General features: G+C 34.7%; 16 protein-coding genes. 6 read left to right on the forward strand and 10 right to left on the reverse strand.

Going from position 1 to position 16,026, the window contains the following annotated elements; all coding sequences use genetic code 11:
• From ACFOWM_RS10415 to purD, 5 genes are all read right to left on the reverse strand, one after another.
• Nucleotides 1-2,109 (reverse strand): peptidoglycan D,D-transpeptidase FtsI family protein, encoded by a 2,109-nt coding sequence (locus ACFOWM_RS10415; RefSeq protein ID WP_379709663.1) that lies wholly within the window; start codon nt 2,107-2,109, stop codon nt 1-3.
• Nucleotides 2,110-2,205: 96 nt separating this feature from the next.
• Nucleotides 2,206-2,739: a rod shape-determining protein MreD gene (locus ACFOWM_RS10420; protein WP_379709665.1), complete on the reverse strand. Its 534-nt coding sequence runs from the start codon at nt 2,737-2,739 to the stop codon at nt 2,206-2,208.
• Nucleotide 2,740: 1 nt separating this feature from the next.
• Nucleotides 2,741-3,541 carry a rod shape-determining protein MreC gene (mreC, locus tag ACFOWM_RS10425; protein ID WP_379709667.1) on the reverse strand — a complete coding sequence of 267 codons (801 nt, stop codon included), beginning with the start codon at nt 3,539-3,541 and terminating at the stop codon, nt 2,741-2,743.
• 134 nt (nt 3,542-3,675) lie between these two features.
• Nucleotides 3,676-4,701 carry a rod shape-determining protein gene (locus ACFOWM_RS10430; protein WP_379709669.1) on the reverse strand — a complete coding sequence of 342 codons (1,026 nt, stop codon included), beginning with the start codon at nt 4,699-4,701 and terminating at the stop codon, nt 3,676-3,678.
• 233 nt (nt 4,702-4,934) lie between these two features.
• Nucleotides 4,935-6,221: a phosphoribosylamine--glycine ligase gene (purD, locus tag ACFOWM_RS10435; RefSeq protein ID WP_379709671.1), complete on the reverse strand. Its 1,287-nt coding sequence runs from the start codon at nt 6,219-6,221 to the stop codon at nt 4,935-4,937.
• A 196-nt stretch (nt 6,222-6,417) separates the two neighbouring features.
• Here purD and ACFOWM_RS10440 point away from each other — a divergent pair, with 196 nt between their 5' ends.
• Complete coding sequence (locus ACFOWM_RS10440; protein ID WP_379709673.1) at nt 6,418-8,340, forward strand: peptide MFS transporter; 1,923 nt, start codon at nt 6,418-6,420, stop codon at nt 8,338-8,340.
• 73 nt (nt 8,341-8,413) lie between these two features.
• Here ACFOWM_RS10440 and ACFOWM_RS10445 read toward each other — a convergent pair whose 3' ends face one another.
• The 3 genes from ACFOWM_RS10445 to serS all read right to left on the reverse strand — a co-directional run bounded on the left by ACFOWM_RS10445 (nt 8,414) and on the right by serS (nt 12,557).
• Nucleotides 8,414-9,607: a DUF1501 domain-containing protein gene (locus ACFOWM_RS10445; RefSeq protein ID WP_379709675.1), complete on the reverse strand. Its 1,194-nt coding sequence runs from the start codon at nt 9,605-9,607 to the stop codon at nt 8,414-8,416.
• A 42-nt stretch (nt 9,608-9,649) separates the two neighbouring features.
• The gene (locus ACFOWM_RS10450; RefSeq protein ID WP_379709677.1) at nt 9,650-11,110 is read right to left on the reverse strand and encodes a DUF1800 domain-containing protein; all 1,461 of its coding nucleotides are present in this window, start codon (nt 11,108-11,110) and stop codon (nt 9,650-9,652) included.
• A gap of 172 nt (nt 11,111-11,282) precedes the next feature.
• Nucleotides 11,283-12,557, reverse strand: a complete 1,275-nt coding sequence (serS, locus tag ACFOWM_RS10455) for a serine--tRNA ligase (RefSeq protein ID WP_379709679.1) — start codon at nt 12,555-12,557, stop codon at nt 11,283-11,285.
• 79 nt (nt 12,558-12,636) lie between these two features.
• On the opposite strand from serS, the gene ACFOWM_RS10460 reads away from it, so the two are divergent.
• From ACFOWM_RS10460 to ACFOWM_RS10480, 5 genes are all read left to right on the forward strand, one after another.
• The gene (locus ACFOWM_RS10460) at nt 12,637-12,978 is read left to right on the forward strand and encodes a hypothetical protein (protein ID WP_379709681.1); all 342 of its coding nucleotides are present in this window, start codon (nt 12,637-12,639) and stop codon (nt 12,976-12,978) included.
• 13 nt (nt 12,979-12,991) lie between these two features.
• Nucleotides 12,992-13,768, forward strand: a complete 777-nt coding sequence (locus ACFOWM_RS10465; protein ID WP_379709683.1) for a peptidylprolyl isomerase — start codon at nt 12,992-12,994, stop codon at nt 13,766-13,768.
• 65 nt (nt 13,769-13,833) lie between these two features.
• Nucleotides 13,834-14,211 (forward strand): glycine cleavage system protein GcvH, encoded by a 378-nt coding sequence (gene gcvH, locus ACFOWM_RS10470; protein WP_379709685.1) that lies wholly within the window; start codon nt 13,834-13,836, stop codon nt 14,209-14,211.
• Between the two features lie 13 nt (nt 14,212-14,224).
• Nucleotides 14,225-14,623 (forward strand): VanZ family protein, encoded by a 399-nt coding sequence (locus ACFOWM_RS10475; RefSeq protein WP_379709687.1) that lies wholly within the window; start codon nt 14,225-14,227, stop codon nt 14,621-14,623.
• 122 nt (nt 14,624-14,745) lie between these two features.
• Entirely contained in the window at nt 14,746-14,868 is a 123-nt protein-coding gene (locus ACFOWM_RS10480; protein WP_379710323.1) for a PLDc N-terminal domain-containing protein, read from the forward strand.
• Nucleotides 14,869-14,920: 52 nt separating this feature from the next.
• On the opposite strand, the gene ACFOWM_RS10485 is transcribed toward ACFOWM_RS10480, so the two are convergent.
• Both ACFOWM_RS10485 and ACFOWM_RS10490 read right to left on the reverse strand, forming a co-directional pair.
• The gene (locus ACFOWM_RS10485; RefSeq protein ID WP_379709689.1) at nt 14,921-15,454 is read right to left on the reverse strand and encodes an OmpH family outer membrane protein; all 534 of its coding nucleotides are present in this window, start codon (nt 15,452-15,454) and stop codon (nt 14,921-14,923) included.
• A 44-nt stretch (nt 15,455-15,498) separates the two neighbouring features.
• Nucleotides 15,499-16,011: an OmpH family outer membrane protein gene (locus tag ACFOWM_RS10490; RefSeq protein WP_379709691.1), complete on the reverse strand. Its 513-nt coding sequence runs from the start codon at nt 16,009-16,011 to the stop codon at nt 15,499-15,501.
• Nucleotides 16,012-16,026: the final 15 nt, after the last annotated feature.

Consider the following 16,026-nt stretch of genomic DNA (forward strand, 5'->3'; position numbering starts at 1 on the left):
TTAATTATCAACTTTAGTAATGGAGTCAGCTATGCTGGATTTCTTTTTATCGTTTGGTAAAATGGCTTCTGTGCTCATTGGTTTTTTTTGATCGTTACTATCTTTCTTATTTTTTGAATCTTTCTCTTTGATCATTTTTGAAATAGCATCATCATCTTTACCATCATCACTAATTTCAGTAGTATCTCTAATTATTTTTATATAACCATTCGCTAATAAATAGGCAGAGTCTTTTGAATGGCGCAATGAATCTTGCTTACGCATTTCAGCATAAATACGCTTTGGTATCAATTTGGTATTTTGTAATTTTTCAACTTGGGCTAACCTGCCTTTATCAACAATAGAGTCATTTAAATATTTTTCAATCATTAAGCCTACAATAGGTGCGGCATAAGTACCACCAAAGCGACCACTATTTTCAACCACACACATAATTGCAATTTTAGGGTTTTCTCTTGGTGCAAATGCACAAAAGAAAGAGTGGTTCTCTTGCTTAACGCCTCTAAAATAGTTTTCAACGGTACCTGTTTTACCACAAATGTTAATGCCTTTTACCCTTGCGCCACCACCAGTACCTCTTTCTAATACGCCTTGCATACCATCATGTACTACATCAAAAATACTATCAGGTATATCGATAGGCTGATGGTGTTTTCTATACTGGCTAAGTATGTCATATTTATCACCACCTTCAATTGAATCAACAATGTGTGGGGTTATGTACCAACCTTTGTTTGCTATGTAGCACATTTCATTGGCTACTTGTATGGGCGTAACATCTACCTCACCTTGGCCAATACTTACAGAGCGGAAGCTACAGTAATTCCAATTACCTGGTCCAAAACGTTTAGGATCGTTAAAATAAGCAGGTGTGGGTATGTTGCCTCTTTTTTCAGAAGGTACATCTACCCCTAATTTATGGCCTAAACCAAAAGCATACATGTATCGGTCCCATGCAGCCAAACTACTATCAACATTTGGGTACTTTGGGTTATTAATTACTTTTTGCATTACGGTAGCAAAGTAAGTATTGTCAGATACTGTGATGGCACTGCGTAAATTAAATGTACCAAAGTCTAAACACTTCATTGGCTTACCACTACCACAGCCATAAAAAGCACCACCACAACTTACGCTAAAGTTAGGGTCAATTACACCTTCGTGTAAACCAACCAAAGCTTGTAATGTTTTAAAAGTAGAGCCTGGTGAGTAGGTTGCACTTACCGTTCTGTTCAATAGTGGTAAAGCAGGGTTGAGCAATAATTCTGCAATATGTTTTTTACGATCTTTACCAGTTAAAAAAGTAGGCTTGTAGGTGGGGGCACTTACCATTGCTAATATACCGCCAGTTTTGGGGTCAATAGCAACAATACTACCTAACTTATTTTCCATTAATTTTTCACCCAACTCTTGTAACTCCATATCTAAAGTGGTGTATAAATTTTGACCAGCTTTAGGCATGGTATCATACTTGCCATTTTCTAATTTTTCGGTGAGTCTGTTTTTATTATCACGTTTCCAGTATTCAATACCACGTTCGCCCATCAACACTTTTTCGTAGGTACGTTCAATACCTGTACGCCCTGCATAATCGCCAGCGGTGTAACCTTCATTGGGGTGGTTTTTTAAAAAGTTGGTATCTACTTCTGCAGTGTACCCCAATACGTTGGCGGCAGCATTGTAAGGATAACTTCTTATGGAGCGTTCTTGTAAATAAAAGGCAGGCGCAAATTGGTACATACTTTCATTAATCATCGCCATTTTATCTTCACTAAGCAGTGGTTCAAAAATAGAGGCTCGTGCCCTACCATTTTTTATGATGAGCTCAATAACACGTTTGTTAAATTGAGCAGTATCTATATTTAAAATTTTACAAAGTGCAAAAGTATCAACGCCTTTCAATTTATTGGGCGTTAGCATTAGATCGTAAATGATGGTATTTTGTAAAATAGGGTTTTTATGCCGGTCGTACACAATACCTCTATCAGGGTAAATTACTTTTCTAAAAGTACCTTGTGCATCTGCCTGTAATCGTAAGTCGCTTGAAAAAAGTTGAAGGTGGGCTAATTGTGCTATGATCACTAAAAACATAGCAACGAACACCAGCATTACTACATTTTTTCTTGATTGGTGAAAGGCAGGCATTGTATGTTATTAATTAAATAGTATTTGAATATTTTTTAGTGCTATTTTTTGGGTTAGATGTTAAACCGTATTGGTTCTAAATTTTTGTTTACGAACAAATAATAATTCGGCAATAACTATTAAGAAAATACTAATGGTAGTTGATAAAATAGTTTTGATTAAGAAATACCAAATATTACCAAACTGCCAAGCTTCTAATAAAAATAACCAAGCGTTATGAAATAAACTTAGCACACTCATAAAAATTAGGTAGGGTATTAAACCACCCATACTTTTAATAGAAGGTTCTTCAAAGTTAGCATCAGCACCTTCTTGTGGTATAAATATATTTACTAAAAAAGGCCTTATATATGCTATTAATACACAAGCTGCAGCATGAAAACCAGGGTTATGGCTAAAACTATCAACAATAAAGCCATATACAAACGCAATAACCATTAACCATGAGCGGTTCATTTTAAATGGCAACCACAGCACAAATAAAAAATAAATGTAGGGTGTAACCATTTGGTGTAAATGAATTTTATCAAGCACAAAAACTTGTACCAATATAAACAGTACAGCCCTTAATATATTTTTGACGAGGGTACTCATATTAGTTTATAACTGTTTTTGCTTTTTCAATTGCATTTTTAATGGGTGCTGCATCAACACTTTCAATACCATATACATATTCAACACTATAAAAATCTGCAGCAGATTTTAACGTGATTTTAAAATTGTTGTTGCTCGTTTCGGGTTTAAAATCTGTTATTCTACCCATGTAAATACCTTTAGGAAATTTGGCACTAAACCCACTGGTAATAACAGTATCGCCTTTATTTATTTTAGCACTTTTAGGTATGTTACTTAAGGTTAAAATATTGGGTTGTTCACCGTTCCAACTAATGGTGCCAGTTTCACCAGTTTTTAATAGTTTACCACTCAGCTTACTATCTTTATGTAACAAGCTCATAACTACTGCATAATCACCATCTACAGCAGTAACCACACCAATGGCATCGTTATTAACGCCTACAATACCCATATCTTTTTTAAAGTATTTTACATTGGGTCCTGTAACTACAATATAGTTGCTTTGAGATGATACACTATTGGCTACTACTTTAGCATTGAGGTATTTGAATTTTCGGTACTGAGTAATCGAATCGATTTTTAAGGTATCAATTACAATTTTATCAACCGAATCAGGAATATTATAGTTGCTGCGTAATTTGTTATACAAGGCTTCATTGGCCTTCACCAGCGAATCGTTGGTACGAACTAATTGAAAATAGTATTCAACTTTATTGTAACGTTTATTAATGCTGCCGGTTAATTTGTTCATGGTGCTGCCTAACACCGCTTCATGATATTTGCTGTAAGATGCGATTAAATAAATGGAGAACGCCTGCAAAAACAGGAATAATAGTAAGTTGGAGTAGCGCCGTATAAATAAAAAAATGTTACGCACCTGTTAACTAATAAAAAATCAAAAATGTTGAACAAGAAAACCAAGTGATACGTTGTTGTATCACTTGGAGTAATAATTTATCGCATTACAAATGGATACCTATCATAATTTTTGAGGGCAATACCTGTTCCTCTTACAACACTTTTTAGTGGATCATCAGCAACGTGTACTGGTAATTTAATTTTTGCAGAAATACGCTTATCTAGCCCTCTTAACAAGGCGCCACCACCGGTTAAGTATAAGCCTCGGCGGTAAATATCAGCGGCAAGCTCTGGTGGTGTAGTTTCTAATGCTTTTAAAATAGCTTCTTCAATTTTGAAAACGCTTTTATCTAAAGCATCTGCTACCTCTTGGTAGCTTACCATTACTTGTTTTGGTATACCGGTAACCAAATCTCTACCATTTACTGGAATATCATCTGGTGGGTTATCTAAATCTTTCATGGCAGCACCTACTTGAATTTTAATTTGTTCAGCAGTACGCTCACCAATTAATAAGCTGTGGTAACGGCGTAGGGCTTCCATTATATCGGCAGTAAATTCATCACCAGCTACACGAATACTTTGGTCGCATACAATACCAGCAAGGGCAATAACGGTAATACCGGTAGTACCACCACCTATATCAATAATCATATTACCTACTGGTTCTTCCACATCAATACCGATACCCAATGCAGCGGCCATTGGTTCGTGTATTAAATATACTTCTTTAGCACCTGCTTGTTCAGCACTGTCTCTTACGGCACGTTTTTCTACTTCGGTAATGCTACTCGGTATACAAATCATCATTCGCCAACTTGGAGCAATTAATGGTTTTTTGGGATACACCATTTTAATAAGCTCCCTAATCATGAGCTCTGCAGCGTTAAAATCTGCAATAACACCGTCACGTAATGGTCTTACGGTTCTGATACTTTCGTGGGTTTTTTCGTGCATCATTAATGCCTTTTTGCCCACGGCTAATAAAAGTTTTGGATTATTTCTATCAAGAGCAACGATTGATGGTTCGTTCACCACTACTTCGTCGTTATGAATAATTAAGGTATTTGCGGTTCCAAGATCTATTGCAATTTCTTGCGTAAAAAAATTAAAGATGCCCATTTTTTATGTGTAAAGTAGTATACGTAAAGGATGCCGACAAAGTTGACATAAAATATTCATTTAACAATATACAAATACGATTTTTATAAAATATTTTTTAAGAATTTAAAAACGTGAAAGCCTTTATTGATAAAGGTTTGCTAATATGTTTAGTAATACAACTTGTTAATATTTTCCTTTATTTATTTTACTTAAAGAATCAACCGTTGTAAACAATGTTGCTATGATGTTTTTTATTTGAATTCGTAACCAATATCAGTTCTAAAATACATATCATCAAAATGAATTTGTTGTAATAAATATTCAGATTGTTCGGCAGCTTCTTTGATGTTATCGCCAAATGAAACAGCTACTAACACCCTGCCACCATTGGTAATGATTTGGTTGTGCTGGTTAAATGTAGTGCCCGAGTGAAACAATACACTTTCAGGTATGTTGTATTGTTGTAGGCCATTTATTGTTAGCCCTTTATTATAATCGCCAGGGTAGCCACCGCTTACAGCCACCATGCCTACAGCAGCTCTAGCATCGGTTTCAATTGTAATGTTATGTAAAGTTTGAGTAGCTGTTGCGGTGAGTAAGCTTACAAAATCGTTTTGTAAACGTGGTATTACTACTTCTGTTTCAGGGTCGCCCATGCGGCAGTTGTATTCAATTACATGAGGGTCGTTGTTACGGTCAATCATCAAACCAATAAAAATAAAACCTTTGTATTTTAAGCCATCTTTTTGTAAACCATTAATGGTGGGTTTGATGATGCGTTCGGTAATTTTTTGTTGAAGTTGTTCAGTTAAAATAGGTACTGGGCTTACAGCGCCCATACCCCCAGTATTGAGGCCTGTATCGCCTTCGCCAATGCGTTTATAATCTTTCGCCTCAGGTAGTATTACATAATTTTTACCATCGGTTAATACAAAAACACTCATTTCAATACCTTCTAAAAAATCTTCAATGACTACTTTTTTACCAGCCTCACCAAATTTAGAACGCATGAGCATCAATTCAAATTCAGAACGGGCTTCCATCATATTGTTACAAATAAGTACACCTTTGCCTGCAGCCAATCCGTCGGCCTTCAGTACAACAGGGTATTGGTGTTGTTGTAAATATGTAACTCCTGCATCAAAATCATCAGCGGTAAATTCTTTGTAAGCAGCAGTAGGTATTTGGTGGCGGTTCATAAAACTTTTAGCATAAGCTTTACTGCCTTCTAATTGTGCGGTTTCTTTATGGGGGCCAATTACATGAATATGAGCGGTAGTAGGGTCGTTTTCAAAAAAATCAGTAATGCCTTTTACCAATGGCTCTTCTGGTCCTACTAAAATTAAATCAATATGGTGTTGTAGGGCAGCGGTTTTTATAGCTTCAAAATCGGCTACTGCAATTTGTAGGTTAGTGCCACAACTTGCTGTACCAGCATTACCAGGCGCAATGTAGAGGTTATTGCAAAGTGGACTTTGTTTTAATTTCCATGCAAAAGCATGTTCTCTACCGCCTGATCCGATGATAAGAATATTCATTCAATTTAAATTTTTGTGGTTTTTAGGATGCAGCGAAAATAAATAGTAATAAGTGAAATCAATCCTTTTTGATAAAACTTCACTAAAAGATTTTATTTGTTAAAGACTTTGGTGCATGAATGAATTGTTGTTTAGTAAAAAGTTTTGCTTATTTTGGCTATTCATTTATTAATACTACCGAATTAAAAAAGCAATTATGATGGAACAACAGGCACAAAAAGGACATCCAAAAGGCCTTTATGTATTGTTTGCAACTGAATTTTGGGAACGTTTTAGTTATTATGGTATGAGAGCAATTTTCATACTTTTTATGACGAAGTATTTGTTCTTCAATAAATCGTATGCATCAAATATTTATGGAACCTATACAGGGCTGGTTTATTTAACGCCACTGATTGGTGGCTATGTTGCAGATAGATATTGGGGAAATAGAAAGTCCATTTTCGTAGGTGGCATATTAATGGCAATAGGTCAGTTCTTATTATTTACTTGCGCTTCATTACCACAAGGTTCAGGTTCATCACTATTATTTTTATGGGCTGGTTTGGGTTTTTTAATATTCGGTAATGGTTTTTTTAAGCCTAATATTTCAACAATGGTAGGTCAACTTTACCCAGAAGGTGATGTACGAAAAGATGGGGCTTACTCAATTTTTTACATGGGTATTAATGCAGGTGCTTTTTTTGCTCCTTTAATTTGTGGTTATTTAGGCGAAAATGTTGATTTTAAATGGGGCTTCTTTTCTGCTGGAGTAGGTATGCTAGTGGGGTTGGTAATATTTTATTTAACGAAAGATAAATACGTTGTGGCACCTGACGGTACACAGTTAGGTGTTACTGCAAACAAGTTAAATGATAAAACTACTTCTGATGAAGCTTCTAATAGTGGAGGTGGTTTTAGCACACAACAACTTACCATTTTAATTGGTGGTATCGCAGTTGTAATGTCTATTTTGTACTTCATTTTAAAAGTTGATTTTTGGGGTTCGTTGATTTATGGAATGACTATAGTAGCTCCATTTGTTGTAATTACTGATAAATCATTAACAAAAATTGAAAAAGATAGGTTGTGGGTAATTATATTAATAATGATTTTTGTAGTGTTTTTCTGGATGTGTTTTGAACAAGCAGGGGCATCGCTTACTTTCTTTGCTGATGAACAAACCAATAGAAAAATATTTGGTTGGGAAATGCCAGCAAGTTATTTCCAAAGTTTTAATGCAGGTTTCATAGTATTGTTAGCGCCTATAATTTCAATTATTTGGTTAAAACTGAAACATCGAAACCCTGCTGCACCTTACAAACAATCATTCGGATTAGGCTTTTTAGCATTAGGGTTTTTATTCATTGCTATTGGTTCTAAGAATATTCCAAACGCAGGAGCAAGTATTATTTGGTTGACAGGCCTTTATTTTTTACATACTATAGGTGAACTATGTTTGAGTCCGATTGGGTTATCGATGGTAAATAAGTTAACACCAGGGCGTTTTACTTCGTTAATGATGGGAGTGTGGTTTTTAGCTATTGCAACTGGTAATAAATTAGCTGGTGCAATGAGTTCTTTATATCCTGAACAACAAAATATTTCAGCACAATTTGAAGCTTCAAATGTAAAAATGAACGGTGTTACAGTTAATTGGGATAGTGTAACTAATGTTAGAGATATTTCACAAAATAGTATATGGGATGTACAGTTGGTAAAAAAATCTGCCGATTCAAAAGAAGTTGACTCCTTAGTGTCAATTACAACCTCAGATTTAATGCCGAATATTGTAGGTACTGATTCGGTAAGAGTGAAGCGTTTTATTCCTGGAAAAATGTCAGAAGAAAAAGTTAAAAAGATTTTTGAGAAATATGGGGATAAAGAGCCTAAGTTTATTTTTGGTAAAGGAAAAGAACCAAGCACCTATTATATATTAAGAAATGAAATGTATGCTAAGAATAACGAGGTGAAATTAGAAGTTTGGAATACGAACCCTAAAGCACCTGTATTTTTAGGGATAGAAATTAAAGACTTATTTACATATTTTATGGTATTTGTAGCTTTATCAGGTTTAGCTGCATTCATACTATTTATTTTAAGTAATAAGTTACAAAAAATGATGCATGGTGTAAAATAACTAGCATCAATACTTTTATAAAAAAACGGCTGCCTTCATAAAAGGGCAGCCGTTTTTTTATTGGGTTTAATGTTTATATAAATGATAGTGGGTTATAGGTTTTGCCTAAAATAGTGGGGTCACTTACACCTAACCAATTATTGAGTACTGTTGCATAAACATCTTTAAAATCAACTTTATATTTTAAATCGCCTTCGTTTAAATCACTTAAATCAGGCATGGCATTTAATAACCCTTTTTGTTTTAAACCCCCACTAATAAAAAACATATTGTTGGCTGTACCATGGTCAGTTCCATTGCTTGCATTTTGTGCTACTCTGCGACCAAATTCTGAAAAGGTCATCAATAGTACATCTTCAAAACGATTGTTACTTTTTAAATCAGTTGTAAATGCTTTGATAGCATCATTCAACTCATCAAACAAACGCTTTTGTTGTTGCTCTTGCCCCACATGGGTATCAAAACTACCTAGTGATACATAATACACTTTCGTATTTATATCAGATAAAATAAGTGAAGCAATGGTTTTTAAATTTTTACCCAACTCTGTACTTGGGTATGTTTGTGCTGAAGGGTGTAATTTACTTTGCTTAAAAATATAATCGGCACTGCTCAGCGTTTCACTCATTGTTTTGTAGAGGTAATCAACCGATTCGTTATGTGGATGGTGTGCAGCATTAATATCTTTATAAAATTTTTCGTTACTGGTATTGTATAATTTACGGGGATCTTTAAAAGCTAAACCTTTGCTGTTAGCGCCTTTTAAGGCAAGGCTCAAAGTATCATCTAACTCCAATGCTTGTGTAGGTTTATCACAACCTTTGCATTGAGCATCGAGGTAACGACCAATCCATCCGGTATTGAGGTATTCGTTGCTGTTGCTGGCGCTTTGCCAAATATCCATACTTCTAAAATGCGATTTGTCAGGGTTGGGGTAGCCCACACTGTTCATAATACTAAGGTTACCACCATCATACAATTCTTTAAAAGCTAGTAGTGATGGGTGTAAACCAGCTTCGTCGGTTAAACCGAGTGCTTTATCTTTTGTTATGCCAATTACTTTTCGGGCTTTGTAATAAATATCATTTTGTATTGGTATAACAGTATTGAGCCCATCGTTACCACCACTAAATTGTAGCACCACCACTACTTTATTACCTGCAGGTACTAAGGCAGGTTTTTCAAATGCTTTCAAAAATTTAGGCATCATAAGTGATGCAGTGGCAAGTGAACCTATTTGTAAAAATTCCCTACGTTTGAAAATCATAACGAGTGATTTAATTTTTTGAATAAATGTTGTTGTAACCGCTTAACACAATTGGTACTCTGGCGTACTCATGGTATTAATTACAACACTTTTTATAAATGCATCTCTACTTTCGTTGTTTAAATATTTTGAGAGTACTTCGGCATCAATTCTACCAGTGGTTTGTAACAGTGTGTTGATGATGGTTTGCGATAATTGAGGTCGAGCTGTTTTTTCAAAATTGCTATTCACCATTTGCCAATTAATGGTAGCGCTACCGCCAGTAGCTGTAAATGCTGCATTTTTACCCAGCTTCAATCGTTTTTCTTGCGATAAACCCATGTTGATATCATCATCTGTTTTTGGGCGTATATCAATAGCGTCTTTTGAGCTAAACACTTGTGGTATTTGTAGGCGAACCATTAGGGTGCTACTATCAATCCAGTTTTTACCACCTGGCCACCCAGCAACATTTGGCGGATAAAATAGTTCTTGTCCTAACACTTTTTGATATAAAATTTGTGCATCATCATTATCTAATGCCAATGGTAAATACCTTCTTATACCAACTAATAATTCAACTGGCGATTTTATTTTTACGCCAATATTTTTTTCGTCATAAAACCAATCGCTTGTAAAAATATCTTCTAATAACTTTTTAATATCATAATTGTTATTATAAAAACGAGTACTCAGGGTTTGAATTTTAGCTTCATCAACTTGCTCGTTTACAAAATATTTGTATATTTTTTGGGTAATGTAATAGGCCGTTTGAGGTTTTTTTAATAAGATGTTGAGTATATCATCACCATTAAAATTACCCGTTTCGCCTAAAAAAGTTTTTGTGTCGTTATCGTGAACATTTTCTTTAAAGCTGTATTGCCCATTTTTGTCAAACGACCAACCAGTGAAGGCCCTAGCGCCTTCTTTAACATCTTTTTCGGTATAGTTACCTCTACCCATGGTAAACAATTCCATTACTTCTCGGGCAAAATTTTCATTGGGTTTACCTTTTTTATTTTGTTGGTTATTTAAAAATTGAAGCATGGCAGGCGTTTTACTCACCAACTTCAGCAATTCACCAAAGTTGCCTAGCGCATTTGCTCTAATAATATTGAGTAATTGCTGTGAAAAAAAACTATTGTTTACTCGGCAAGCAAAATGACCATGCCAAAACAAACTCATTTTTTCTCTTAGTTGTGCTTTACTGTTAATCATTAAACTGAGCCATGCAAGGTTCATATCTTTCAACTCTTGTCGCCATTGTTTGTTGAGTTGTTTACGTTGTTCTGCCGTAAGCATACCCGGTGTCATCATGGTACCATCGGGGTTCATGTAAGCTTTATCTTCAAGCGGATTAATGGCGATGTTAATGGGTGTAGGTGCATCATTCGATGTGTTCAATAACGTTTTCCATAATTTTTTTTGTGGCATTGTATCCAACTCCGTTAATATTTCGGCCATTGGTCCAAAACCTGCTCTCCATAACAAATGCTGATTTTTTAAACGAGTGCTTACTGGCATGTTATACTATTTTAAGAGTGTTGTTGTTTGACGTTGATTAAACCTAAACGTTTAATCATAAAATATACCAAACGAAGTTTACAAGCGATGTGTTCCATAAATTTAAGCTGAAAATGTGCAAAAAAAAGCTGCAACTAAAAGTTACAGCTTACAGGTATTGATGCATACGTTATTATTTTTCTATAACAGCAGCACCAAAATAACTGTGTAATACTTTTGGTAAGTGTATACCATCTGCTTTTTGATTATTTTCTAACAAGGCAGCCATTATACGTGGTAATGCTAATGATGAGCCATTAAGTGAGTGTACAAGTTGTGTTTTGCCTTCCTCATCTTTATACCTAATTTTCATTCTGTTGGTTTGAAAACTTTCAAAGTTGCTAACTGAACTCACTTCTAACCATTTTTTTTGTGCTGCAGAATATACCTCAAAATCGTAGGTTAGGGCAGATGTAAAGCTCATATCGCCACCACACAATTTTAATATACGATAAGGCAACTCTAAAAATTGTAACAATCGTTCTACATGGTGTACCATTTCTTCCAACACATCGTAACTTTTTTGTGGTTCCACTAACTGAATAATTTCTACCTTATCAAATTGATGCACTCGGTTTAACCCACGTACATCGCTACCAAAACTGCCAGCCTCTCTTCTAAAGCAAGGGGTATAGGCCGTCATTTTAACGGGCAGTTCGTTTGTTTTAATAATTTCATTACTGTATACATTGGTAACAGGTACTTCTGCAGTTGGTATTAAATATAAACCATCAGCTGTTACATGGTACATTTGTCCTTCTTTATCGGGTAATTGTCCGGTACCATAAGCAGTATCAGCATTCACCATTAAGGGTGGCATGTATTCTGTATAGCCTGCCGCTGTATTATAATCTAAAAAATATTGAATGAGTGAACGTTGCAATTTGGCGCCTTTGCCTTTGTATAAGGGAAAACCGCTGCCTGCTAATTTTGCACCAATTTCAAAATTTATTAAATCGTATTCCTTTATTAAATCCCAATGTGGTTGGGCATTTTCAGGTAATGTTGGCATGTTGCCGCCTGTTAAAACTGTAATATTTTCTTCAGGTGTTTTGCCTAATGGTACACTACTGTGTGGAAGGTTGGGTAACAATAAAATTTTATTATTAAAGTCTTCTTCCAACTGTTGAAGGGTAATTTTTTCGGCCGCAAAACTTTCTTTCCATACACCAACATTATTACGAAGTGTGGTAGCTTCATCAGCTGCACCTTTTGCCATTAAAGCACCAATTTCTTTTGAGGCGCTGTTGATGTTTGCTTGTAAGGCTTCGGCACTTGATTTTTGTTTACGAATGGCTTCATCAAGCGATATCAATTCATCTACCAAATTAATATTTGCAAAATTTTTGACAGCTAATTTTTCTTTCACAATGGCTGCATGTTGCCTGATGTAGTTGATTTGTAACATTTTCTATTTTATTATCCTTTTTAAGAAACGCAAAGATAATCGGGAAAAGCTTATTTGTTACATTTGTGTTATGCAACACATGGCAGAAGATTTACAGGTGCGTTGGTTAAAGCTGCGTATAAAATTAAAAGAACAGTTTGGTATTAAACCTGATATGAATGGGGTTTTATTATTGATAGGTGTGCAGGAGTTAGGCCAAGGGCCACAAAGTTTTAGTAAAGAGCAAAAGCAAGATTTAATGCATATTGCAATTTGTACCATTTTGGCGCCAAGTGGTTATTATAAATTAGATGGATTAGATGAAGAAGGCTGGCCACATTTTTCACAACTAAAACCCTTGCCAGAACTGTATTTAAATGATCAAGAAAATTTTTTGAAAGACCATGTTTTGTTGTATTTTCAACACCAAGGATTTATTTAAAACAAACAATATAATGAAGAAAATAATTGCGTTAATGTTAGTAGTGGGCGCATTGTTAAACACCCAGTTTGCAACTGCTCAAGTAAAAAAAGCAACACCTAAAAAAGTGGCTACTCCGAGTAAAGCTAGTAAAAATGCGGCGCCAAAAAGAATATCTACAAAACGTGCCACTACAACAAAGGTAGTACCAACCACTAAAGTAGATGGCAGTATAAAAGTAAAAATTACAACTGATAGTGGGGTGATTGTGGTTAAACTATCTGATTCAACACCTTTGCATAGAGATAATTTTGTAAAATTAGTACAGCAAGGTTTTTACGATAGTTTACTTTTTCATAGAGTAATTGGTGAGTTTATGATTCAAGGTGGCGACCCTCAAAGCAAAAATGCTCCAGCTGGTAGCATGTTGGGCATGGGTGGTGGCGATATGGCTCGTATACCTGCTGAGTTTAAACCAAGTTTATTTCATAAAAAAGGTGCATTAGCAGCCGCTAGAGATGGTAACCCTGAAAGAGCTAGTAGTGCCTGCCAATTTTATATTGTACAAGGAAAAAAATATAGTGACCAAGATTTGAATATGATGGAGTTACAGAGTGGACGAAAATTTTCACCAGCAGAAAGATTGGCTTATAAAACAATAGGTGGTACGCCATTTTTAGATCAGAATTATACAGTATTTGGTGAAGTTATAAGTGGTATGGAAGTAATTGATAAAATTGCAGCTGTGGCGAAAGATGGTAATAACAGGCCTTTAGGTGATGTACACATGAAAATGGAACTATTGCCATAAATTAATTTTAACTACATAATATTTCTGCTAAATTGCAATTAAATTAAAACCTTAAAAATCAAATAATGAGCTATCCACAAAATTTAAAATACACCAAAGATCACGAATGGATTAGTGTAGAAGGTGATGTTGCAACCATTGGTATTACTGATTTTGCACAAAGAGAGTTGGGTGATATTGTTTATGTAGATATTAATACAACTGGTAAAGCGTTAGCTGCTGAGGAAGTATTTGGTACCGTAGAAGCTGTAAAAACAGTAAGTGATTTATTTTTGCCAGTTGCAGGTACAGTTGTAGAAGTAAACCCTGCTTTAGAAGCTAACCCTGAGTTGGTTAACAGCGACCCTTACGGTGCTGGGTGGATGGTTAAAGTAAAGGTTGATAATGCCGCTGATGTTGATGCATTAATGGCTGCAGCAGATTATGAAAAGTTAGTTGGTTAAAACAAACAATATAATGATACCATTTAAAAAGTTTATACCAGGCATTGCCTGGTTTTTTTTCGTGTTGATTTTAATTTGTTTACCTGGTAGCAATTTACCAAAGGCTGATACTTGGATGGAGTGTATATATTTTGATAAATGGGTGCACCTTGGTTTATTCGGCATTTTATCACTTTTATTTTTGATACCTATTATTAAAGCATCAATACAAGTGGTGATGCAACAAAAATTATTATGGAGTGTAGTGGTTTGGGTAAGTATTTGGGGAATTACTACGGAATTTATTCAAAAGTATTGGGTAGCTGGTCGTAGTTTTGATTTGGGTGATTGGGCCGCCGATACTGTAGGCGCTTTACTTGCACTATGTTTTGTAAAATGGAAGTACAGTAACATCAACAAAAATAAAATCTAATCATAAAATAGGTTACTATGAAAACAATGCTTTTTAGTTTACAAGAACCCATCGCAATATCAATGTTGATAGCTTTGGTTGTAACGTACTTCTATTTATGGTATTTAATTTAAAAAGATATTATTACCAGCAATTTTAACCCACCATCGCCAAAGTTTGTTTGGTTGTTTGTGGTATTTGTATTCGGAATTTTTGGTGGGTTTATTTATGTATTGATTGGTAAACAAACCAAATATTACGAGTAATAAAAAAGCCTCGACATATATCGAGGCTTTTTATTATGAAAGTTTACTTTAATTAAGGTTTTTTAACGGGCGCTGGTGCTGTTTTAGGCGCATCTTTAATGCCTAATTTCGCTTTCACTAAACCAATAATATTATCGCTTGGAGGCATTACCAATAAATTATCTTCATTGAAAATATAGCTATAACCAGCTTCTTTAGCCACTGTTTTAATAGCATTTAATGCTTTTTCTCTAATTGGTGTAATTAAAGCATTGGCTTTTGCTTGGTATTGCTCTTGACTATCTTGTTGGTAGTTTTGTACTTTTTGGTATAATTCAATTAACTCCTTTCTTTTGATTTCTTTTTTACTTGGAGAGTAAGTGGTTGAATCTTTAACGAAGATGCTATCTTTTGTATTCAATTCATTTTGTAAATCTTGATATTGTTGCCCTAAGCCTGTTTGGTATTCTTGTAATTCAGCTTGTGCTTTTGCAGCTTCTGGCATTGAAGCAATTAACTCATCAGTGTTAATGTAACCAATTTTAGTTTGTGCGGTAGCAGTAAATAAGCCTAAAGCCATAACACCTGCAAATAATAATTTTTTCATCTTGTTTTTAAATTGTTCTTTTTATTTGTTGTTTAGTAGTTTGTTTATTTAATTCCTAAATTTCTTAAAACATCATCGCTTTTATCCAATTTAGGGTCGGCAAATATAACAGTTATTCCTTCACTTTTATCCAGTATAAAATCATAAAGTTTTTCAACAGCTAATTTTTGAATAGCGTTGTAAACCCTATCCTGTATGGGTTTAATCAATTCTTGGCGTTTTTTAAATAAGTCGCCTTCAAAACCAAAACGCTTTTTTTGTAAATCTCTTAACGCTTTTTCTTTATTGTAAATTTCGTCTTCTCTTTTCTTTTTTAACACTTCGGTTAACATCACTTGTTCCGCCTCATAATCTTTGTACATTTTATCCATGGCAGCTTGTTTTTGGTCAATTTCTCGTTGCCATAATTCACTAAAATCATCTAGTCTTTTTTGTGCTTCTTTGTATTCTGGTATTTTTTCTAAAATGTATTTAGAATCAATAATAGCGTATCGTTGGGCGTTAGCACCTATTGCTGTTATTGAAAAAAGTATTGCAATTAAAAATGTTTTCATCATCGTATAAATTTTAAA

The sequence above is a fragment of the Ferruginibacter yonginensis genome (assembly GCF_042651465.1).
Lineage (GTDB): Bacteria > Bacteroidota > Bacteroidia > Chitinophagales > Chitinophagaceae > Ferruginibacter > Ferruginibacter yonginensis.

Excerpts from the sequence above, each read along its gene's own strand:
- ACFOWM_RS10415 (WP_379709663.1), bottom strand. The coding sequence starts at position 2,109 with ATGCTGGTGTTCGTTGCTATGTTTTTAGTGATCATAGCACAATTAGCC.
- ACFOWM_RS10420 (WP_379709665.1), bottom strand. The coding sequence starts at position 2,739 with ATGAGTACCCTCGTCAAAAATATATTAAGGGCTGTACTGTTTATATTG.
- ACFOWM_RS10430 (WP_379709669.1), bottom strand. The coding sequence starts at position 4,701 with ATGGGCATCTTTAATTTTTTTACGCAAGAAATTGCAATAGATCTTGGA.
- purD (WP_379709671.1), bottom strand. The coding sequence starts at position 6,221 with ATGAATATTCTTATCATCGGATCAGGCGGTAGAGAACATGCTTTTGCA.
- ACFOWM_RS10440 (WP_379709673.1), top strand. The coding sequence starts at position 6,418 with ATGATGGAACAACAGGCACAAAAAGGACATCCAAAAGGCCTTTATGTA.
- ACFOWM_RS10445 (WP_379709675.1), bottom strand. The coding sequence starts at position 9,607 with ATGATTTTCAAACGTAGGGAATTTTTACAAATAGGTTCACTTGCCACT.
- ACFOWM_RS10450 (WP_379709677.1), bottom strand. The coding sequence starts at position 11,110 with ATGCCAGTAAGCACTCGTTTAAAAAATCAGCATTTGTTATGGAGAGCA.
- serS (WP_379709679.1), bottom strand. The coding sequence starts at position 12,557 with ATGTTACAAATCAACTACATCAGGCAACATGCAGCCATTGTGAAAGAA.
- ACFOWM_RS10460 (WP_379709681.1), top strand. The coding sequence starts at position 12,637 with ATGGCAGAAGATTTACAGGTGCGTTGGTTAAAGCTGCGTATAAAATTA.
- ACFOWM_RS10465 (WP_379709683.1), top strand. The coding sequence starts at position 12,992 with ATGAAGAAAATAATTGCGTTAATGTTAGTAGTGGGCGCATTGTTAAAC.
- gcvH (WP_379709685.1), top strand. The coding sequence starts at position 13,834 with ATGAGCTATCCACAAAATTTAAAATACACCAAAGATCACGAATGGATT.
- ACFOWM_RS10475 (WP_379709687.1), top strand. The coding sequence starts at position 14,225 with ATGATACCATTTAAAAAGTTTATACCAGGCATTGCCTGGTTTTTTTTC.
- ACFOWM_RS10485 (WP_379709689.1), bottom strand. The coding sequence starts at position 15,454 with ATGAAAAAATTATTATTTGCAGGTGTTATGGCTTTAGGCTTATTTACT.
- ACFOWM_RS10490 (WP_379709691.1), bottom strand. The coding sequence starts at position 16,011 with ATGATGAAAACATTTTTAATTGCAATACTTTTTTCAATAACAGCAATA.